Below are 20,072 nucleotides of genomic sequence, written 5' to 3'. Positions count from 1 at the left end.
CGTTGTACCCCGAACGACGAGGCGAAACCTTCTCCGCCCAGGCGAGAAGGTTTTTTTTTGAGTTCGGCCGGGGCCGGCCGCGCGTGGACAAGGGGTTCCGGTGGGCCGGAACCCGAGGTTCGCGCGTCCTAACCTCCTAGCGTCCCAGCCTCCCAGCGGAAGGATCCCATGCCCGAACCGTACCGCAGGGTGCTTCTGAACGCCGAGGCCGTGCGCCGCACGCTGGCCCGGATGGCCCTGGAGATCCTCGAGCGAAACCGAGGCACCCGGGATCTCGCCCTCGTGGGCATCGTGCGCCGGGGCGACCTTCTGGCCCGGCGGCTCGCCGAGCATATTCGGCGGGCCGAGGGGGTGGAGGTTCCCGTGGGCCGGCTCGACATCACCCTCTACCGCGACGATCTGGGCCGCAAGGGCGCGCCTCCGCCCCTGGGCCCCACGGACATCCCGTTCTCCCTGGACGACCGGGTGGTGGTGCTGGTGGACGACGTGCTCTACACGGGCCGCACCGTGCGGGCCGCGCTCGACGCCCTGGTGGACCTGGGCCGGCCCCGGGCGATCCAGCTCGCGGTGCTGGTGGACCGGGGCCACCGGGAGCTCCCGATCCAGCCCGATTACGTGGGCCACGTCGAGCCCACCCGACCCGAGGAGGAGATCGAGGTGCGGGTGGGCGACGACCCGGCCGACGACGCCGTGTTCCTGGTGGAGCCGGGGTGGGAGGAGGGGGAGGGGTGACCGTGGCGTTCGCGCGGAAGGATCTCGTGGCCATCGAGCCCCTGGCCCCCGAGGAGATCGTGCACATCCTCGACACGGCCGAGGGGTTCCTGGACGTCTCCCGCCGGGAGGTCAAGAAGGTGCCGGCGCTCCGGGGGAAGACCGTTGTCAACGGGTTCTTCGAGGCCTCGACCCGCACCCGACTCTCCTTCGAGATCGCCGAGAAGCGCCTCTCGGCCGACACGGTGAACTTCTCGGCCTCGACGAGTTCGGTCAAGAAGGGCGAGACGCTCCTCGACACCGTGAAGAACATCGAGGCCATGCGGCCCGACGCCGTGGTGATCCGCCACTCGGCCGCCGGGGCGGCCGAGTTCGTGGCCCGGCACCTCGCCTGCGCCGTGGTGAACGCGGGGGACGGCCGCCATGAGCACCCGACCCAGGCGCTCCTGGACCTCTTCACGATCCGAAAGCACAAGGGCCGGATCGAGGGCCTCACGGTGACGATCGTGGGCGACATTGCCAACTCCCGAGTGGCCCGCTCGAACATCCACGCGCTCACGAAGCTGGGGGCCCGGGTGCGGGTGTGCGGCCCGCCCACCATGCTCCCGCCCCAGGTGGAGCGGCTCGGGGTGGAGGCCTTCACCCGGGTGGCCGAGGCCGTGGCAGGGGCCGACGTGGTGATGGCCCTGCGGATCCAGAAGGAGCGCTTGGGCCGGGCCGTGTTCCCCTCGGACCGGGAGTACGCCCGGGTGTTCGGTTTGAACCCGCGGGTCATGGAGCGGGCCGCGGCCGACGCCATCGTGATGCACCCGGGGCCCATGAACCGGGGGGTCGAGATCGCCTCGGAGCTCGCCGACGGCCCCCGCTCGGTGATCCTGGAGCAGGTGGAGCACGGGGTGGCCGTGCGGATGGCGGTGCTCTATCTCCTCGTGGGGGGAGGGAGGTCGGAATGGACTTCGTGATCCGCGGGGGCCACGTGATCGACCCGGCGGCCGGGGTCGACGCCCCCCGCGACGTGGCCGTGGCCGACGGGAAGATCGCGGCCGTGGAGCCCTCCATCGACCCGGGCGGGGCCCCGGTGGTGGACGCCACGGGGCTTTGGGTGCTGCCGGGCCTCATCGACATCCACGTGCACCTGCGGGAGCCCGGCCAGGAGTACAAGGAGGACGTGGCCTCGGGCACCCGGGCCGCCGTGGCCGGGGGGGTCACGGCCGTGTGCGCCATGCCCAACACCCGGCCGGTGAACGACAACGCCGAGGTGACCCGCTACATCCTGGAGCGGGCCCGGCAGGGCGGGGTGTGCCGGGTGTACCCGGTGGGCGCGATCTCGAAGGGCCTCCGGGGCGAGGACCTGGCCGAGATCGGGGACCTGGCCGAGGCCGGGTGCGTGGCCGTGACCGACGACGGCCACCCCGTCTCCTCGAGCCTTCTCATGCGCCGGGCCCTGGAGTACGCCTCGGCCTTTGGGCTCACAGTGGTGAGCCACTGCGAGGACCTCGATCTCGCCGCCGGGGGGGCCATGAACGAGGGGCTCGCCTCGGCGTACCTGGGGCTTCCGGCCATCCCGGCCGAGGCCGAGGAGATCCAGGTGGCCCGGGATCTCCTGCTGGCCCGGCGCACGGGGGCGCGGCTCCACCTGGCGCACCTTTCGACCCGGGGGTCGATGAAGCTCCTCCGCTACGCCAAGCGCATGGGGCTTCGGGTGACCGGGGAGACGGCGCCCCACTACTTCACCCTGACCGAGGACGCGGTGCGGGGGTTCGACACGAACGCCAAGATGAACCCGCCCTTGCGGGAGATCGCCGACGTGGAGGCCGTGCAGAAGGCCCTGCGCCGGGGGGTGGTGGACGCCATCGCCACCGACCACGCCCCCCACGCCCCCGACGAGAAGGAGGTGGAGTTCGAGGCCGCCCCCAACGGGGTGATCGGGCTCGAGACGAGCCTCGGGGTGACCCTGCGACTCGTGCACCACGGGCTCCTGGACCGGGTGCGGGCCGTGGCCGCGCTCACCGTCGGGCCGGCCCGGGCCCTGGGGCTCCCGGGGGGGACGCTCGCCCCGGGGAGCCCGGCCGACATCGCGCTGGTGGACCCCGAGGCCCGGTGGACCGTGGATCCGGCGGCGTTCTTCTCGAAGTCCCGAAACTGCCCGTTCGCCGGCATGGAGCTCCGGGGCCGGGCCGTGGGCACCGTGGTGGGGGGAAGGTTCGTGTACTGGCAGGGCCGGATCACGGCCGAGAATCTCGATACCGCAGAGAGGCTTCCCGCATGAAAAAGGCGCTACTCGCCCTGGCCGACGGAACCGTGTTCCGGGGATGGTCCTTCGGGGCCGAGGGCACGACCGTCGGCGAGGTGGTGTTCAACACGAGCATGACCGGGTACCAGGAGGTCCTGAGCGACCCCTCCTACAAGGGCCAGATCGTGGCCATGACCTACCCGGAGATCGGGAACTACGGCGTGAACGAGGAGGACTACGAGTCCTACCGGATCCACGTCGAGGGGTTCATCGTCAAGGAGGCCTGGGAAACCCCGTCCAACTGGCGGGCGAAGAAGGGTCTGGGCGAGTTCCTGCGGGAGCAGGGGATCGTGGGGATCCAGGGGGTGGACACCCGGGCCGTGACCAAGCGGCTCCGGGAGGAGGGCTCCATGATGGGGGCCATCTCCACCGAGGTGCTCGACCCCGATGAGCTCGTGGACCGGGCCCGGGCCGCCCCGCCCATCGAGGGCCGAGACCTCGTGCGGGAGGTGACCTGCGCCGAGCCGTTCCGGTGGGAGCAGGGGGAGTGGCGGCCCGGCGAGGGGTACCGCACGCCCCGGTCCCCCGGCCGGTTCCGGGTGGTGGCCTACGACTTCGGGGTCAAATACAACATCCTCCGGCTCCTCACCGAGGTGGGGTGCGACGTGACCGTGGTGCCGGCCTCGACCCCGGCCCCCGAGGTGCTCGCCCGAAACCCCGACGGGGTGTTCCTTTCGAACGGGCCGGGCGACCCCCAGGGCGCGCCCTACGCGGTCGAGGCCGTGCGGGAGCTCCTGGGGAAGGTGCCGATCTTCGGGATCTGCCTGGGGAACCAGATCCTGGGGCTCGCCCTCGGGGGCACCACCCGCAAGCTCAAGTTCGGCCACCACGGCGCGAACCAGCCGGTCAAGGATCTCGCCACCGAGAAGGTGGAGATCACGAGCCAGAACCACAACTTCGTCGTGGACATGGAGAGCCTGAAGGCCTCCCCCCACGCCGACGCCATCGAGGTGACCCACCTGAACCTCAACGACCGCACGGTGGAGGGGATCCGGCACCGGGAGTACCCGGTGTTCAGCGTGCAGTACCACCCCGAGGCGAGCCCCGGCCCCCACGACGCCAAGTACCTCTTCCGCCGGTTCGTGGAGCTGATGGAGAAGGGGTAGGTTCGGTGACGGGTGACGGGTGACGCGTGACCCGCTTCCCCACGCTCCGGTCACCGGCTTGCGGACCCCGGTGCGGACACGAGACCCTTCTTCCCCGATTCCTGTCTTCTGAATTCTGATTCCTGGATTCTGCCATGCCCAAACGAACCGACATCGAGACGATTCTGATCATCGGCGCCGGGCCCATCGTGATCGGCCAGGCCTGCGAGTTCGACTACTCCGGGAGCCAGGCCTGCAAGGCCCTCAAGGAGGAGGGCTACCGGGTGGTCTTGCTCAATTCCAACCCGGCCACCATCATGACCGACCCCGAGATGGCCGACCGCACCTACGTGGAGCCCATCACCCCCGAGGTGGTGGAGAGGATCCTGGAGAAGGAGCGGCCCGACGCCCTCCTTCCCACCCTGGGCGGCCAGACCGGGCTCAACGTGGCCGTGGAGTGCGCGAAGCTCGGCATTCTCGACCGCCACGGGGTGGAGCTGATCGGCGCCAAGCTCCCCGCCATCGAGAAGGCCGAGGACCGGGCCCGGTTTAAGGAGGCCATGGAGCGGATCGGGCTCGACCTGCCCCGGTCGGGCTACGCCCACAGCTTGGCCGAGGCCCTGCGGATCGTGGACGAGATCGGGTTCCCGGCGATCCTCAGGCCCTCGTTCACCCTGGGCGGCGCCGGCGGGGGCATCGCCTACAACCGGGAGGAGTTCGAGCGCATGATCAAGTGGGGCCTCGAGCAGAGCCCCGTCAACGAGGTGCTCGTCGAGGAGTCGGTCCTGGGCTGGAAGGAGTACGAGCTCGAGGTGATGCGCGACGGCAAGGACAACGTCGTCATCATCTGCTCCATCGAGAACCTCGACCCCATGGGGGTGCACACCGGCGACTCCATCACCGTGGCCCCGGCCCAGACCCTCTCGGACAAGGAGTACCAGGTGATGCGCGACGCCGCCATCGCCGTGATCCGGGAGATCGGGGTGGACACCGGGGGCTCCAACATCCAGTTCGCCGTGGATCCCGAGACCGGTCGGATGGTGGTGATCGAGATGAACCCCCGGGTGAGCCGCTCGTCGGCCCTGGCGTCGAAGGCCACGGGGTTCCCCATCGCGAAGATCGCGGCCAAGCTCGCCGTGGGCTACACCCTGGACGAGATCCCCAACGACATCACCAAGGAAACCCCGGCCAGCTTCGAGCCCACCATCGACTACGTGGTCACCAAGATCCCCCGGTTCGACTTCGAGAAGTTCCCCAAGGCCGACGCGACCCTCACCACCCAGATGAAAAGCGTGGGCGAGGTGATGAGCATCGGCCGCACGTTCAAGGAGAGCCTCCAGAAGGCCGTGGCGAGCCTGGAGAAGGACATCCACGGCTTGCGTTCGCCCCTCAAAGACGCGGCCGCCCTTACGGAGGCCGAGATCCGCGAGCGGATTGCCGACCGCCTGCGGGTGCCCAACTGGGAGCGGCTCTGGTACGTGGCCGAGGCCTACCGCCGGGGGTTCACGCTCGAGGAGATCCACGATCTCACCCAGATCGACCCCTGGTTCCTTGAGAATCTCCGGCAGGTCGTGGAGTTCGAGGGGGAACTGCGCACCTACCGGAAATCCGCCGGCCGGGGCCGGCTCCCCGACGAGGTGCTCCGGGAGGCCAAGGAGTGGGGGTTCACCGACCGGCGGCTCGGAGACCTGCTGGAGGTGAGCGAGGCCGAGGTGCGTCGGTGGCGCGAGGAGGCCGGGATCCGGGCCGTGTTCAAGCGGGTGGACACCTGCGCGGCCGAGTTCGAGGCCCGCACCCCGTACCTCTACTCCACCTACGAGGTCGAGTGCGAGGCCGAGCCCACCCGCCGGAAGAAGATCATGATCCTGGGCGGGGGGCCGAACCGGATCGGCCAGGGCATCGAGTTCGACTACTGCTGCGTGCACGGGGTCATGGCGCTGCGGGAGGACGGGTACGAGACCATCATGGTCAACTGCAACCCGGAGACCGTGTCCACCGATTACGACACGGCCGACCGGCTCTACTTCGAGCCGCTGACCCTGGAGCACGTATTGAACATCGTGGCCACCGAGCGGCCCGACGGGGTGATCGTGCAGTTCGGCGGCCAGACCCCGCTCAAGCTGGCCCGGGCCCTGGAGGCCGCCGGGGTACCCATCATCGGCACGAGCCCCGACAAGATCGACCTGGCCGAGGACCGGGAGCGGTTCCAGAAGCTCCTCCACGAGCTCGGGCTCAAGCAGCCCGAAAACGGGATCGCCCGGAGCCCGGAGGAGGCCGAGGTCGTGGCCGCGGCCATCGGCTATCCCGTGGTGGTGCGGCCCAGCTACGTGTTGGGCGGTCGGGCCATGGAGATCGTGTACGACGAGCGAAGCCTCCGCCAGTACATGACCGAGGCCGTGGAGGCGAGCCCCGAGCACCCGGTCCTGATCGACAAGTTCCTCAAGGACGCGGTGGAGATCGACGTGGACGCCGTGGCCGACGGCCGGCGGGTGGTGGTGGCCGGGATCATGGAGCACATCGAGGAGGCCGGGGTCCATTCGGGGGACTCGGCCTGTTCGCTCCCGCCCTACAGCCTGGGGGCCGACCTCGTGGAGGAGATCCGGCGCCAGACCGAGGCCCTTGCCCTCGCCCTGGAGGTCAGGGGGCTCATGAACGTCCAGTTCGCGGTGCAGGACGGCACGATCTACGTGCTGGAGGTGAACCCCCGGGCGAGCCGCACCGTGCCCTTCGTGTCGAAGGCCACCGGGGTGCCCCTGGCGAAAATCGCGGCCCGGGTCATGGCCGGAAAGACCCTGGACGAGCTCGGGATCACCGAGGTGCCCGTTCCGCGCCACGTGAGCGTCAAGGAGGCCGTGTTCCCCTTCGTGAAGTTCCCGGGGGTGGACACGATCCTGTCGCCCGAGATGAAGAGCACCGGCGAGGTCATGGGCATCGACACCGATTTCGGCATGGCCTTCGCCAAGGCCCAGGTGGCCGCGGGCAACCGCCTGCCCCTTTCCGGCACGGTGTTCGTCTCGGTGCGGGACGACGATAAGCCGGCCGCGGCCCAGGTGGCACGGCGCCTGGTGGAGGAGGGATTCCGGATCATCGCCACCCGGGGCACGGCGGCGTTCCTCGAGGCCGAGGGGATCCCGGTGACGGTGGTCAAGAAGGTGCAGGAGGGCCGGCCCCACGTGGTGGACGTCATCGTGAACGGCGAGGTGGACCTCCTCGTCAACACGACCCAGGGCGCCAAGGCCATCGCCGACTCGTTCCATATCCGCCGGGCGGCCCTGGAGTACAACGTGCCCTACTTCACCACGATGGCCGGCGCCCGGGCCGCGGTCTCGGCCATCCGGAGCCTCCGGCGGGCCGAGTTCGGGGTGAAGCCGCTGCAGGAGTATTATTGCTAGGAGGCTGGGCGGCTAGGCGGCGAGGCGGCGGGAAGGCTAGAAGGCTAGACGCGCCGTCGGCGAGCACGCCGCCCGGTGACCGGTTTCGTGGCCGGGTGGCTCTAGCGATCCGGGAATGCTAGGTTCTTACGTCCTAACGTCCTAACGTACTAACGTCCTAGCGTCCTAGCGTCCCAGCGTCCTCACGTCCCCGCGCCCGAAGGGAGCGCCCCCGTGTCCCTGGATCTCACGAGTTTGCGAAAGGCGGTGACGGCCCTGGGCGAGGTCCTCGACCGGTGCGAGGACGAGGCGGTGACGTCCGGGCTCGATCCGGTCACGCGAAACGCCCTGCGGGCCGGGGCGATCCAGCATTTTGAGTTCACCTTCGAGCTGTGCTGGAAATTCATGCAGCGCTGGCTCCGCCGGAACGCGGAGGCCGAGGAGGCGGACCGGCCCAGGACCCGCAAGGACCTGTTTCGCATGGCGGCCCGCTGGGGGCTCATCGACGATCCGGTGCCGTGGTTTCGATACGCGGAGGCCCGAAACCTCACGTCCCACACGTACAACGAGGACGAGGCGGCACGGGTGTACGCCGTGGCCCGGGCGTTCCTCGACGACGCGCGGGATCTCCTCAACCGGTTGGAACGGGCCAATGATTGACCTGCCGGCCCCAGACCTGGAGGAGGTCCGCCGGCTCGTGGCCCGCCATCTCCCGGGCCGCGAGGTGCGGGTGTTCGGTTCCCGGGTCGAGGGGACGGCACGGCGGTTTTCGGACCTCGACCTGGCGGTCGTCGGGCCGGCATCGGACGAGGAGCTCGAGGCCTTGCGGGATGCGTTTTCCGCTTCGGACCTCCCGATCCAGGTGGATCTGGTCCGGTGGGAGGACCTCCCCGATGGGATCCGGGGCGCCATCGGCGGGCGGTTCGTCGTGCTCCAGGAGGCCGGGGCCCGGTGAGGATCGAGGAGCGGATCCAGCGGTTTCTGGCGTCGGGCGCTTTCGGGGTGATCGGCGCGTCCCGCGACCGGCGAAAGTACGGGAACAAGGTGCTGCGCTGCTACCGGCAGGCCGGCCGCCGGGTCGTTCCCGTGCACCCCCGGGAGGCAGAGATCGAAGGGCTTCCCTGCGTGGGTGCGGTGGCCGACCTGCCCCGGGAGGTCCAAAGCCTCTCGCTGGTCACGCCGCCCCAGGTCACCGAAGAGATCGTGGAGCAGGCGATCCGGGCCGGCATCCCAAACCTTTGGATGCAGCCCGGGGCCGAGAGCCCGGCGGCCGTGGCCCGGGCCGAGGCGGCCGGGCTCAACGTGATCGCCGACGGAAGCTGCGTGCTCGTGGTGCTCGGGTTTCGGGAGGACCCGGGTGGGTAGCCTGCGGGCACGGTGGGCCGGGGCCGCGCTCGCCGCGGCCCTCGTCGTTTCCGCGGGGGGCGCGCTCGCCGGCCCCCGGGAGCACCTGGAGGTGGGCCTCAAGGCCTACCGGGACGGGTTCCACGAGCTCGCCGCGAAGGAGCTCCGGGCCTACCTCGAGGCGAAACCCGACGACCCGGACCGGCGGGATCTCCTGGACCTCCTGTTCCGGGCCGAGGTGGCCCGCAAAAACCCCGAGGGGGCCCGCTGGGCCCTGGAGCGGCTCGTCGAGGCCGATGACCCCGAGGCCCGGTACTGGCTCGGGTGGCTCGCGTGGCGGGTGGGAAGGCCCGAGGAGGCCCGGGAACACCTCGGCCGGTACCTCGACGAGGGGGGCGGGGCCCATGCCGCCGACGCCTGGCTCCTGGCGGCGGCCGCGGCCGAGGCGCTGGGACACTGGCGGGACGCGGCCGAGATGTACCGGGCGTTTCTGGCCGGGGCCAAGGGGGACTCCCGCCGGGCTTCGGCCTGGCTCGGGCTCGTGGGGGCCCTGAGCAAAGAAGGCGCCCCCGGGGCCGTGGCGGCGGCCTGCCGGGAGTCCCTGGCCGATCCCGGGGTGCTCGAAGACCGGGAGGCGCGGCTTGCTATCGCCCGGGCCGGTGCGGCCGCTTCTCAGACGCCCGAGGACGCCGCGTTCTTCTGGGAACGGGTCGCTGAGTGGACCCCGGATCGGGAGGAGCGGGCCCGGGCCCTTCTCGGGCTCGGCCGGGCGAGGGCCGAGGCGGGGAACCGGGACGGCGCCGGACGGGCCCTCGAGGGGTTTTTGCAGCTCGTCCCGAAGGGGGAGGAGGCGGTCTCGGCCCGGCTTCTCCTGGCCGATTTGGCCCGCGAGGCGAAGGATCTACGGGGTGCCCTGCGGCACCTGGAAGGGGCCCTCGCGGCGGGCGCCGAGGGGGCCCGCGCCCTGGAGATTCACCGGGCCGCCTTCGCCCTGGCAAAGCGGCTGGGAGACGGCGAATCCCTCCGGCGCCACGGCCGGGCGATCCTAGATCGGGGGGCGAAGGCCGTTCCCCGGGACGAACTCGACCGGGTGCGGTGGACGCTCGCCGACGACGCCCGGGCCCGGGGCCGGTGGCAGGAGGCCGTGGCGCTCTGGGACGGGATCGCCGAGGGATCCGCCCTCGGCCGCTCGGCCAGGGTGGAGGCGGCCCGCGCCCTGTTGGAGAACGGCAAACCCGGCGAGGCGCTTCGCCGGATCGAGCCCCTCCTCGGGGCACAGAGTACGCTCGACGAGTGGCTCCTGGCGCTCGCCGCGGCCGAGGCGGCCGGCGACGCGGCCCGGGCGGCGCGGTTCGCCGAGGCTGCCGCAGGGAAGGCCCCGCCGGGGGAGGCGCCGGCCCTCTTGGAGCGGGCCGCGGTCCACGCCGAGGCCTCCGGCGACGGGGAAAGGGCCCGGGTGTTGCGGGTCCGCTTGGCCCAGGCGTACCCCGGGAGCCCCCAGGGGCGGCGTGCAGCCCTGATGCTCCAGGCCGAGGCGTTCCAAGCCCAAGACTGGGCCGAGGTCCTGCGGTGGTCCGCCGCGGCCCGGGAGGCCGACGCCTCGGGGGCGGCCGCGTTCCGGGAGGCCGAGGCCCTGGCGCGAATCGGCCGCGCACCGGAGGCGCGAAAGAGGTGGGAGGAGCTTGCGGGCCAACCCGGGCCCTTCCGGGGCCGGGCGCTCCTCCGGCTCGGCCTGGAGGCCGACCGGTCGGGGGACCCGGCCGACGCCCTCGCCCGGTACCGGGCGGCCCTCGAGGCGGGGCTGCCCCCGGAGGCCGAAACCTGGGTGCGCGGGCGGATCGAGGAACTGGAAGGCGGTCGTGGCGGGTGACCCCTGGGTCCGGATCGTCGAGGTTCCGCCGTCCCGGTGGCTCGAGGTTCTCCGGGTCGAGGCGCGGAGCTTCGAGCACCCCTGGGACCCGGGCACCGTGCGCGACGTGCTCCACAGCCGGTTCTGCCGGGCCCTGGGCGCGGAAGGGCCCGGCGGCCGGTTGGTGGGGCACCTCCTCTACGCCGTACAAGGCGGCCTGTGTCACCTCCTGGATCTCGCCGTGGTGCCCGAGTGGCGCCGCCGGGGCGTGGGAACAAAGCTCGTGCGGGAGGCCCTGGACCGTCTCCGGCGCCAGGGCGCGACCTTCGTGTTCCTGGAGGTCCGGGCCTCGAACAAGGCCGGCCAGGCGTTTTACGGGAGCCTCGGGTTCGACCCGTTGGGTCGCCGGCCCGGGTACTACCCGGACACCGGCGAGGACGCCGTCGTGATGATCCGGAATCTCGACTGAGCAGTCCGGGATGGGGGAGCGTTTTCGGTCTCTGTGGGGGGCCTGGGGGCAGGGGTAACATGCTGGGACGGACCTCGTGTCGGAGCGGCGTTCATGTCAGGGGTCAGTGGACGGAGAACGGTGGACAGAGGGAAGCCCGACTTCTGGCCTCTGAATTCTGGCGTCTGAGAAGGAGGCCGCTTCCACACGCCGGGACGGGCGCAGGCGCTGGAAGAGGAAGGCTTTTGGCTTCCCAGCCTCCGAACCTCCCAGCTTCCCAGCTTTTCAGCCGAAAAGGAACGACGCCATGGACGATCGGGCCTGGGTGGTGTACCGGGAATCCCTGGGCGGCGAGTACTACCGGTTGCGGCTGCGGCCGGCCGTGCCCTTCGAGGCCGCGCCGGGGCAGTTCGTGATGCTCCAGGTCGGGGAGGGGATCGACCCCCTGCTCCGGCGGCCGTTCAGCATCCACCGGCTGGACCCCCACGCCGGCGGGGAGTTCGAGGTGCTCTTCCGGGTGGTGGGAAAGGGGACCCGGATGCTTTCGCGCCGGCACGTGGGCGACCGGGTGGACGTGCTGGGGCCCCTGGGCCGGGGGTTCTCCCTCGACGCCGAGGAGCCCGTTCTCGTAGGCGGAGGGGTCGGGGTGGCGCCGCTTCTGTTTCTCGCCGAGGCGTTTCTCGCCCGCGGGGTGCGGCCCCGGCTCGTGCTCGGCGCGCGCTCCGACCGGGACCTCCTGTGCCACGGCGATTTCGAGTGCCTGGCGATCCCGAGCGAGGTGGTCACCGAGGACGGGAGCCTGGGGGAGCCGGGCCTCGTGACGAAGCCGCTCGCCCGGGTCCTGGACCAGGCCGGGCCGGGGGCCAGGGTGTACGCCTGCGGGCCCGTGCCCATGCTCCGGGCCGTGGCGGCCCAGGCGGCGTCCCGGGGGGTCGCCTGCGAGGTTTCCCTGGAGGCCCAGATGGCCTGCGGCATGGGCGCGTGCCTGGGGTGCGTGGTGCGGTCGGCCTCGGGTGAGTACGTGCGGGTGTGCAAGGAGGGGCCGGTGTTCGATGCCCGGGAGATCGACTGGAACGCTCCTTCTGGGTGACCGCGGCTAGGCCGCTAGGCGGCTGGGCGGCTAGTCGGCCAGGGTGGCAGGGGACAAAAAAATTTCGATCAGGGCACTTTTTTCGCTAAAGCCTTCGCCGGCTCGTGCCGACCCATAGGGCAAAGGCCGGTGGATCGCGACCAGCCTCCTCTCTTCCTCCTCCTTTCGGGAAACGGGCCGTCCCTTGGGACGGCCCGTTTCCTTTGGGCGTTCTGCCTCCGGTCCTCGGCGGCCGGTCAGGAACGCCCCGACCGGACGGCGCCCTCGGGCCGACGCCCGTTCTCCCTACGGAAGCTGCTTTCGGATGGCCTCGATCTCGGCCCGGATCTTGGCGGCCATGTCGGCGGGCGGGTTGCGCTCCAGGTACCGCTGCCAGGCCTTCATGGCGCCCTCCAGGTCGTTGAGGTCGTAGCGGAGCACCACCCCGAGGTTCAGCAAGCTGTTCAGGTGGTTCGGGGCCATGTCGGCCGCCCGCCGGAATTCCTCGACCGCCTTCTGGAAGTCCCCGATCCGCCGGTACATGATGGCCCGGTCCGTGATCACGTCGGGGTCGTTGGGGTCGAGCTCGAGGGCCTTGGTGTAGGCCTCGATCGCCTCCATGTACTGGTCGGTGTCGAAGTAGAGGTTCCCCAACCGTACCCAGGCGTTTCGGTTCGTCGGGTCCCGCTCCACGATGCTCCGGAGCTCCCGGATCTCCACCGAGAGGCTCCCCAGGGTGGAGGACGGCGGGGCCACGGCCGGGGCCGGCTGGGCCACGGGCGCGGGCCGGGGTCCCGGAGACCGGGCCACGAAATAACCCGACACGATGCCGATCACGAAGCCGGCCACCAGGGCCCCCACGGCCCACATCACGGCTTGGTCCAGGTTCACCTTCTTGGGCAGTGCCATGGATTCCTCCCTCGTCGGGGCCGCGCCCCGGATCGCGAAACGCTGCTCGGCCGCCGGGCAGCCCCCAGCCGACCGCCTCCGTGTCGGGGCTTGATACCCGCGGGCGGCCGAGGGTGTCAAGGAGAGCACCCGTTCGGGCTCAAGGGATCGGGTTTGGGGCCGATCCGTAAAAGGGAAACGGAAGCCGGAGCCCTCCGCGGGGGCGCCGGTCCGGGGCGCAGGCGTTCTCCCGAGGGACCGGGGGGCGGTCACCCCTATGGTCCCACAGCCTTCCAGGGGGCGTAGCCATGATCAAGAAGATCGCGGTCGAAGACCTCGAGGTGGGGATGTTCGTGGAGGACTTCAACGTCCCCTGGATGGACCACCCCTTCCTGAGCAACAAGAAAAAGATCCGCAGCGCCAAGGAGATCGACCTCATCCGGGAACACGGGATCCGGGAGGTCTACATCAACACGGCCAAGGGCAAGGACAGCTCCCGAGCCGTGTCGGTGGAGGAGGCCGACGCCGTGGTGCGCGCCGAGATGCGGCGCGACCTCGAACAGCAGGCGGCCGAGCCTCCGGTGCAGCTCTCGAAGGAGCAGGCCGCCTTCGAGGAGGAGGTCCGGCGGGCCAAGGTGGTCTACACCGAGGCCAAGGCGCTGGTGAAGGACCTCCTCCACGACGCCCGGATGGGAAAGTCGATCGACGGCGAGCGGGCCGCCCAGACCGTGGACAAGATGGTGGACTCCATCTTCCGCAACCCCGACGCCATCACGAGCCTTTCGCGGCTCAAGAGCTTCGACGACTACACCTTCCAGCACTCGGTCAACGTGAGCGTGCTGGCCCTGGCCCTGGGCCGGCACCTGGGCATCGTCAAGGAGGAGCTCCGGCGCCTCGGGATCGGCGCCATCCTCCACGACGTGGGGAAGATGCGGGTGCCCGAGGCCATCCTGAACAAGCCCGGCCGGCTCACCGACGAGGAGTTCGCCGTGATGAAGACCCACACACTCCACGGAGCCAAGATCCTCATGGACACCAAGGACGTGCCCAACGAGAGCGCCGCCGTGGCCCTCAATCACCACGAGCGGTTCAACGGCCGGGGCTACCCCCGCGGGGTCTCGGGGATGAACATCGGGAAGTTCGGGCTCATCTCGGCCATCGTCGACGTGTACGACGCCATCACCTCGGACCGCGTCTACCACAAGGGCATGCCGAGCCATCAGGCCCTGCAGAAGATCTACGAGTGGTCGAAGACCGACTTCTACCCCGTGTACGTCCAGAAGTTCATCCAGTGCGTGGGGATCTACCCCATCGGCTCGGTGGTGCGGCTCGACACGGGGGAGGTGGGGGTGGTGTGCCGGCAGAACCGGGCGGAGTTGATCCGGCCCTGGGTGCGGCTGGTGCGGGACCCCGAGGGGAAACCCCTCTCCCCGCCGGTGGACGTGGACCTCTCGGCCCCGGACCCCAACGGGGAGAAGCCCTTCGCCCGGACCATCGCGTCCACCCTGGGCCCCGGGGAGGCGCAGGTGGACGTGGAACGGGTGCTCGGCCTGGGGGAGCAGCGCCGGGCGGCGTAGTGGGGGGCGGATACAGCCGGGGGGCGTGGCCGTGACCCGGGCTCATTCCTCGGTGCCGGCCACGAACTCGTACCCCGCGAAAAAGGCCTCCACCTCGGCGTCCGCCTCGGCCGGCCGTTCGTCCCGCAGGGCCAAGACCAGTTGGTCCCGGTCGACCACCCGGGACACCGCCGCGAGCGCCCCGAGCATCACGGGCGCCACGTAGGCCGGCGACCCGTGGCGCAGGGCGAGTTCCAGGGCCGGGACCCACAGGATCCGGACGTCCCCGAACGCCGCCTCCACCGCGGCGCGGTCCGGATACCGGTCCCTCCGGAACCGGGCCTCGTAGGGCCGCACCTCCTCCTCGGACAACAGCGCGGTTCCCCTGGGCCGTAGGTACGGGGCGAGGCACAGCGCCTCCAGCCGCTCCAGCCCGATCACCACGTGGGCCCGGCCCCGAGGAATCTTGGGGCTCGGGCCGGCCGGGGTGCCGATCCGCACGTGCACCACCACCGGGGCCCCCACCTGGCTCAGGCCCGACTGGCCGAGGAGGCGGGCGTCGTAGCCCTCCCGGAGGGCCGCCGTGGCGAGGATCCGGCCGAGGGTGACGACACCCTGCCCCCCCACCCCCGCGGCCACGAGGTCGAGGGTCATGGCACGATCCTCCGGGCCCGGAGATTCCGGCGGATGGCCCGCCTGCCACACGCCTCGGCGCACAGCCCGCACCCCATGCACCGGGCCGCGTCGATGCGGGCCTTGCCCGTGGCCTCGTCGAGATCGAGGGCCGGGCAGTTCACGGCCTCGAGACACGACGGCGAGCACGAATCCACCCCCGTGCAGCGGTCGGCCCGGACGGCGTGGGGCATCACGGTGCGGCCCCGGAGCCGGCGCACGCAGGGGGCCTCGGCCACCACCACCTGCACCCCGGGGGACCGAAGGGCCGAGGCGAGGACCCTCGACAGCCTCCCGGTGAAATAGGGCAGGGCCTTTCGCACCCGGCGCACCCGGGCGGCCCGGGCGAGTTCCTCGATGCTCAGGGGGTGGGCCGGGGTCCCGGGGTCGGGGCGGTGCTGGGTCAGGGAGGGCTGGAACCCCGTCATGGCGGCGTGGTGGTTGTCGAGCACGAGCACGGTGAGGTCGAGGCCCTTGCTGGCCGCGTCCAGAAGCGGGGGGATCCCGGCGTGGAAAAAGGTGCTGTCCCCGAGCACGGCCACCACCGGCCGGTCCACGCCGGCCCGCACGAACCCCTCGGCCAGCGCGATGCTCGAGCCCATGGCCACCTCGGTCCGGCACAGATCGTGGGGCGGGTTCATGCCGAGGATGGTGCACCCGATGTCGCCGGTGACCACCACCTCGTCCTTGGCGAACCCGGCCCGGGCGATGGCCCGCTCCAGGGCCACGTAGGCCGACCGGTGGGGGCACCCCGGGCAGAACGTGAGCACCCGGGGGGCAAAGGAGCTCTTCGGGGGCGGCGGGGCCGGCACCGAGCGGGGGTCCCGGTCGAGGAGGAGGTCGATCGCCGCGGCCACGAGGTCGGGATCGAGGTCGCCGACCTCGGGCAGGACCCCCTGGCGCTTCCCCAGAACCCGGGGGGGCGTCGGGAGTTCCGCCGCCAAGGCCCGCACCCGCTCCTCGATCAGGGGGTCGAGCTCCTCCACCACGAGCACCCGCCGGCACCGGCTTAGAAACCCGAGGAGCCGCTCCTCGGGGAGGGGGTGCACGACGGCCAGCCGCAGCAGATGGGGCCGCTCGGCCTCCGGCAGCCCGGCCACGGCCTCCTCCACGTAGCCCCACACCGAGGCCGGCGCGATCACCCCGAGGGGGACGGTGCCCGGGGTCTCCCGGTTCCACCGGTCGAGCAACCGCCCGGCCCGCCCGAGCCGGTCCAGGGCATCGCGGTGCTGGGCCCGGCACCGGGCCGCCCCGGCCTTCGTGTACCGGTCGATGTCGAAGGGAACCCGGGGGCTGCGGCGGCTTCGCTCGGGGACCTCGACGGCCACGGGGCCCCAGGTGTAGGCCGTGGTGGTGGTGCCCCGCACCAGCACGGGGGTCTCGCAGGCCTCCGACACCTCGAAGGCGTGCCGGACCATCCGGCGAGCCTCGTCGGGCTCGCCCGGCTCCACCATGGGCAGGAACCCGAGCCGGGCGTAGAGCCGGCTGTCCTGCTCCACCATGCCGTAGTACACCCCGGGATCGTCGCCCACGTAGATCACGAGCCCGCCCACCGTGCCGGAGGTGGCGATGGACAGCAGGGCGTCGGACGCCACGTTGAGCCCCGACATCTTCATGGCCACGAAGCTTCGCTGGCCGGCCCAACTGTGGCCGGCCGCGATCTCCAGGGCCACCTTCTCGTTGACCGCCCACTCGGCCGTCAGGTGTTCCGGGGCGTTCGCGAGCAGGTACTCGAGGGCGGGCGTGGCGGGGGTGCCGGGGTAGCCGGTGGCCAGGCGGACCCCGGCCTCCAGGGCGCCGCGGGCGCAGGCCTCCACCCCGAGCAACGCCTGAGGAGACGAACCGCTCGTCACGTGGGTGTTCCTCCAACCCCCCGGGAAAAGGCGCCCTTTGGTAGCACGGCCGGCCGAATCGGGTCAATGGCCGCCGCCGGCGAGCCGGCGTACGGCGTAGAGGGCCTGGTGGCACGCCCGCTGGGCGTCCGAGGTGTCGCCGTGCACCACCGGGATCGCGCGGGCCTTCTGCCCTCCGGGGGAGAAGGCCCCGATCCAGAGACGCTCGGTCCCCCCGCGGGGCAGGAGCTCGTCCTCCCGGAACAGGGCCACCCCCACCTGGGCCCCGAACCGCTCGGCCGCCTCCCGGGCGAGGCCGAGGCACCGCCCGGCTGCGTCGTCCTCCCGGCCGAGTCCGGCGCCGGGGCCGAGGACCATTCCGCCGCGAAACGCCGGATGCCCCGCCTCCCGTAGCCACGAGGCCAGGGTGCCCGCCGACCACCCCTCGGCCGAGGCCAGGGTCCATCCGGCCGCCTCCACGGCCCGCAGGGCGACGAGGGCGTGGGTCTCGTCGTCGGTGCCGAACACGAACCGCTCGAGCCGTTCGCGCACCCGGGCCGCGAGATCCTCCACCAGGGCACGGCTCTCGCGTTCCGTGGGGCCCCGGGCGGTGATCACCACCTTGACCTCCCCCGGCGACGAAAGAAGGGTCACCTCGTGATCCTCCGCAGGGAGCATGAGGTCCCGCACGAGGTCCCCCACGGCGCTCTCGCCCAACCCCGAGAGCCGAAGTACCCGGGTCGCTGCGTGCCCGCCCCCGAACCGCTCCCGGATCCGCGGCGCCACCCACGTTCGAAACAGGTTCTTCAGTTCCCGCGGCACCCCCGGGAGCGCCACCACCCAGGTCCGTTCCAGGGCCAGGGCGAAACCGGGGGCCGTGCCCCAGGGGTTGGGGATCGGCTCCGCGCCCCGGGGAATCTCGGCCTGGACCCGATTGGACGCCGGCATGGCCACCCCGAACCGGCGGAACACCGCCTCGATCTCTTGGAGGAGTTCGGGCCGGAACTCGAGGGGCACGCCCGCGGCCCGGGCCACGGCCGCCCGGGTGCGGTCGTCCTCCGTGGGCCCTAGACCTCCCGTGAGCAGGACCAGGTCGGCCTCCCGGGCGGCCTGGCCCACGGCCTCGGCGATGCGGGCCTCGTCGTCGCCCACGACCCACTTCCGCACGGGGGTTACCCCGAGGAGCCGGAGTTCCCGGACCAGCCAGGGGCCGTTCGTGTCGACCCAGGTGCCGAGCAGGAGTTCCGAGCCGATCACGACGAGTTCGGCGGTGGGCATGGCGGCACCCTCCGTGCGGGCTGATACCAAGTCGCGTTCAAAGCTACCGTTTCCTGATTCGTCCCGGTAAGGGGCCTGGTGGAGCGCCGGGCGTGGCTCCTACAGTGGCCGGATGCCGCACTCACGCACGGCCGTAACCAGGCCCCTTGCCGAGCCCCCGGGATGGGTGTCTGTTTGGGCGCAACTTGGTATGAGACCCTTGCCATCGTCCTGCTCCTGGCGACCCCGGTCCGGGCATGCTAGCATGGAGTGCGCGCGCGGCGAAGCCCGGGGGGGAGGCCGACGGGGACGCCATGGCGGGAAAGATCGTGTATGTGGATTTCCGAAAACGGAAACCCACCCGGTCCGGGTTCGGGGGCGGGCCGAGGTTCGTTCTCGGGGTGTTTGCGCTGGTTCTCGTGGCGGAGCTTCTCGCCGTGGCGGTCTGGCATCCCGCGAGCATCGGGTCGTCGTTTTTCGGGCCCACGGTGATCGCGGTGGCCGTCCTCGTTACCGTCGCCATCCGACGGGCCGTGGCCCGGTACCGGGTGGGACGGCTCTATCGCCAGACCTTGGGGCGGGACGACCCCAAGTCCGACCGGACCCTTCACTGATCGATCCCGGCACGCCGGGAACGAACCCTTCTCCTCCGGAAACGCATGCCCAGACCCCTCCACTTTTCCCGTTCCAACGGCCCGGTGGACGAGGCGATCGACCGCCTCCTTGAGATGGCCGGGCCGGTTCACCACCCCGACCTTGTGCGCGAGATGATCCTCGCGGCCCTCAAGGCCGGGCAGGAGACCGAGCACCGGGCCGACCTGCGGCTCATGAACATCACCCTCAAGGAGATGCGGTTCACCTCCAAGGTGTTCGGGCCGTACCGGGGCATCCGGAAGGTCACCGTGTTCGGGTCGGCCCGCACCCGGCCCGACGAGCCCATCTACGCCATGGCCCGGGAGTTCGGCCGGGCGCTGGCGGAGGCCGGGTTCATGGTGATCACGGGCGGCGGCCCGGGGATCATGCAGGCGGCCCACGAGGGCGCCGGGCCGGAGCGCTCGTTCGGGGTGAACATCCGCCTGCCCTTCGAGCAGCGCGCGAACCCGGTCATCGAGAAGACCCCGCGGCTCATCACCTACAACTACTTTTTCAACCGGAAGGTGGCGTTCCTCAAGGAAGCCCACGCGGTGGCGCTGTTTCCCGGCGGGTTCGGCACCCTGGACGAGGCCATGGAGACCCTGACCCTGGTCCAGACCGGCAAGCAGCCCCCGATCCCGCTCGTGCTGGTGGACGAGCCGGGCGGGACCTACTGGATCCGGTGGATCGAGTTCTTCGAACGGGAACTCCTGGCGGAGGGGTACATCAGCCCGAGCGATCTCTTCCTGTTCGAGCGGGTCGAGTCGGTGGACGACGCGGTGGAGAAGATCCAGCGGTTTTACCGCCGGTACCACAGCCTGCGGTACGTGAACGGGAGGCTCGTGCTGCGGCTGACACAGGCCATCACCGAGGAGCAGGCGGCCCGGCTGGCCGAGGAGTTTTCGTCGATCCTGGTGCCAGGGGGGAGCATCCGGGTCTCGGGCGCCCTGCCGGAGGAGGCCGACGAACCGGAACTCCAGGGGTACCCCAGGCTCCTGGTGGACTTCGCCAAGCGGGACTTCGGGCTCCTGCGGAGGCTCATCGACCGGTTGAACGAGATCTGA

At 71.2% G+C, this 20,072-nt stretch carries 18 protein-coding genes; 14 read left to right on the top strand and 4 right to left on the bottom strand.

Going from position 1 to position 20,072, the window contains the following annotated elements; all coding sequences use genetic code 11:
- Positions 1-168 precede the first annotated feature (168 nt).
- The 11 genes from pyrR to ACYQ8L_RS08995 all read left to right on the top strand — a co-directional run bounded on the left by pyrR (position 169) and on the right by ACYQ8L_RS08995 (position 12,191).
- Positions 169-732: a bifunctional pyr operon transcriptional regulator/uracil phosphoribosyltransferase PyrR gene (gene pyrR / locus ACYQ8L_RS09045; RefSeq protein WP_459941463.1), complete on the top strand. Its 564-nt coding sequence runs from the start codon at positions 169-171 to the stop codon at positions 730-732.
- 2 nt (positions 733-734) lie between these two features.
- On the top strand, positions 735-1,673 hold the full coding sequence (locus ACYQ8L_RS09040; protein WP_459941474.1) for an aspartate carbamoyltransferase catalytic subunit: 939 nt from the start codon (positions 735-737) through the stop codon (positions 1,671-1,673).
- Positions 1,661-2,980, top strand: coding sequence for a dihydroorotase (locus tag ACYQ8L_RS09035; RefSeq protein WP_459941462.1), 1,320 nt, complete (start codon positions 1,661-1,663; stop codon positions 2,978-2,980). Before ACYQ8L_RS09040 ends, ACYQ8L_RS09035 begins: the two co-directional genes overlap by 13 nt.
- A complete protein-coding gene (carA, locus tag ACYQ8L_RS09030; protein ID WP_459941461.1) occupies positions 2,977-4,110 on the top strand; it encodes a glutamine-hydrolyzing carbamoyl-phosphate synthase small subunit in 1,134 nt (377 codons plus the stop codon). The genes ACYQ8L_RS09035 and carA overlap by 4 nt, the downstream gene beginning before the upstream one ends.
- A gap of 134 nt (positions 4,111-4,244) precedes the next feature.
- Positions 4,245-7,481 carry a carbamoyl-phosphate synthase large subunit gene (gene carB, locus ACYQ8L_RS09025; protein WP_459941460.1) on the top strand — a complete coding sequence of 1,079 codons (3,237 nt, stop codon included), beginning with the start codon at positions 4,245-4,247 and terminating at the stop codon, positions 7,479-7,481.
- 213 nt (positions 7,482-7,694) lie between these two features.
- A complete protein-coding gene (locus ACYQ8L_RS09020) occupies positions 7,695-8,120 on the top strand; it encodes an HI0074 family nucleotidyltransferase substrate-binding subunit (RefSeq protein ID WP_459941459.1) in 426 nt (141 codons plus the stop codon).
- Positions 8,113-8,415 (top strand): nucleotidyltransferase family protein, encoded by a 303-nt coding sequence (locus tag ACYQ8L_RS09015; protein ID WP_459941458.1) that lies wholly within the window; start codon positions 8,113-8,115, stop codon positions 8,413-8,415. Before ACYQ8L_RS09020 ends, ACYQ8L_RS09015 begins: the two co-directional genes overlap by 8 nt.
- Complete coding sequence (locus ACYQ8L_RS09010) at positions 8,412-8,825, top strand: CoA-binding protein (RefSeq protein WP_459941457.1); 414 nt, start codon at positions 8,412-8,414, stop codon at positions 8,823-8,825. Before ACYQ8L_RS09015 ends, ACYQ8L_RS09010 begins: the two co-directional genes overlap by 4 nt.
- Positions 8,818-10,674: a tetratricopeptide repeat protein gene (locus ACYQ8L_RS09005; protein ID WP_459941456.1), complete on the top strand. Its 1,857-nt coding sequence runs from the start codon at positions 8,818-8,820 to the stop codon at positions 10,672-10,674. Before ACYQ8L_RS09010 ends, ACYQ8L_RS09005 begins: the two co-directional genes overlap by 8 nt.
- A complete protein-coding gene (rimI, locus tag ACYQ8L_RS09000; protein ID WP_459941455.1) occupies positions 10,664-11,122 on the top strand; it encodes a ribosomal protein S18-alanine N-acetyltransferase in 459 nt (152 codons plus the stop codon). Before ACYQ8L_RS09005 ends, rimI begins: the two co-directional genes overlap by 11 nt.
- Positions 11,123-11,408: 286 nt before the next feature.
- Positions 11,409-12,191: a dihydroorotate dehydrogenase electron transfer subunit gene (locus ACYQ8L_RS08995; RefSeq protein WP_459941454.1), complete on the top strand. Its 783-nt coding sequence runs from the start codon at positions 11,409-11,411 to the stop codon at positions 12,189-12,191.
- Positions 12,192-12,476: 285 nt separating this feature from the next.
- On the opposite strand, the gene ACYQ8L_RS08990 is transcribed toward ACYQ8L_RS08995, so the two are convergent.
- Positions 12,477-13,079, bottom strand: coding sequence for a tetratricopeptide repeat protein (locus ACYQ8L_RS08990; protein WP_459941453.1), 603 nt, complete (start codon positions 13,077-13,079; stop codon positions 12,477-12,479).
- Positions 13,080-13,366: 287 nt separating this feature from the next.
- Here ACYQ8L_RS08990 and ACYQ8L_RS08985 point away from each other — a divergent pair, with 287 nt between their 5' ends.
- Positions 13,367-14,635, top strand: a complete 1,269-nt coding sequence (locus tag ACYQ8L_RS08985; RefSeq protein WP_459941452.1) for an HD-GYP domain-containing protein — start codon at positions 13,367-13,369, stop codon at positions 14,633-14,635.
- Between the two features lie 42 nt (positions 14,636-14,677).
- Here the strand turns inward: ACYQ8L_RS08985 and ACYQ8L_RS08980 are convergent, their stop codons facing one another.
- The 3 genes from ACYQ8L_RS08980 to ACYQ8L_RS08970 form a co-directional block, all read right to left on the bottom strand.
- Positions 14,678-15,268, bottom strand: coding sequence for a 2-oxoacid:acceptor oxidoreductase family protein (locus ACYQ8L_RS08980; protein ID WP_459941451.1), 591 nt, complete (start codon positions 15,266-15,268; stop codon positions 14,678-14,680).
- Complete coding sequence (locus tag ACYQ8L_RS08975) at positions 15,265-17,139, bottom strand: thiamine pyrophosphate-dependent enzyme (protein WP_459941450.1); 1,875 nt, start codon at positions 17,137-17,139, stop codon at positions 15,265-15,267. Before ACYQ8L_RS08975 ends, ACYQ8L_RS08980 begins: the two co-directional genes overlap by 4 nt.
- A 63-nt stretch (positions 17,140-17,202) precedes the next feature.
- Positions 17,203-18,396, bottom strand: a complete 1,194-nt coding sequence (locus tag ACYQ8L_RS08970) for a molybdopterin-binding protein (protein WP_459941449.1) — start codon at positions 18,394-18,396, stop codon at positions 17,203-17,205.
- Between the two features lie 293 nt (positions 18,397-18,689).
- Between ACYQ8L_RS08970 and ACYQ8L_RS08965 the strand changes: the two genes are divergently transcribed.
- Together ACYQ8L_RS08965 and ACYQ8L_RS08960 are read left to right on the top strand one after the other, a co-directional pair.
- Positions 18,690-18,989: a hypothetical protein gene (locus ACYQ8L_RS08965; RefSeq protein WP_459941448.1), complete on the top strand. Its 300-nt coding sequence runs from the start codon at positions 18,690-18,692 to the stop codon at positions 18,987-18,989.
- Positions 18,990-19,034: 45 nt separating this feature from the next.
- Positions 19,035-20,072, top strand: coding sequence for an LOG family protein (locus ACYQ8L_RS08960; RefSeq protein ID WP_459941447.1), 1,038 nt, complete (start codon positions 19,035-19,037; stop codon positions 20,070-20,072).

This window comes from Deferrisoma palaeochoriense, from assembly GCF_054656955.1.
Note: the sequence above shows the minus strand (reverse complement) of the source record. Positions and strands in the feature narration are given on the sequence as shown.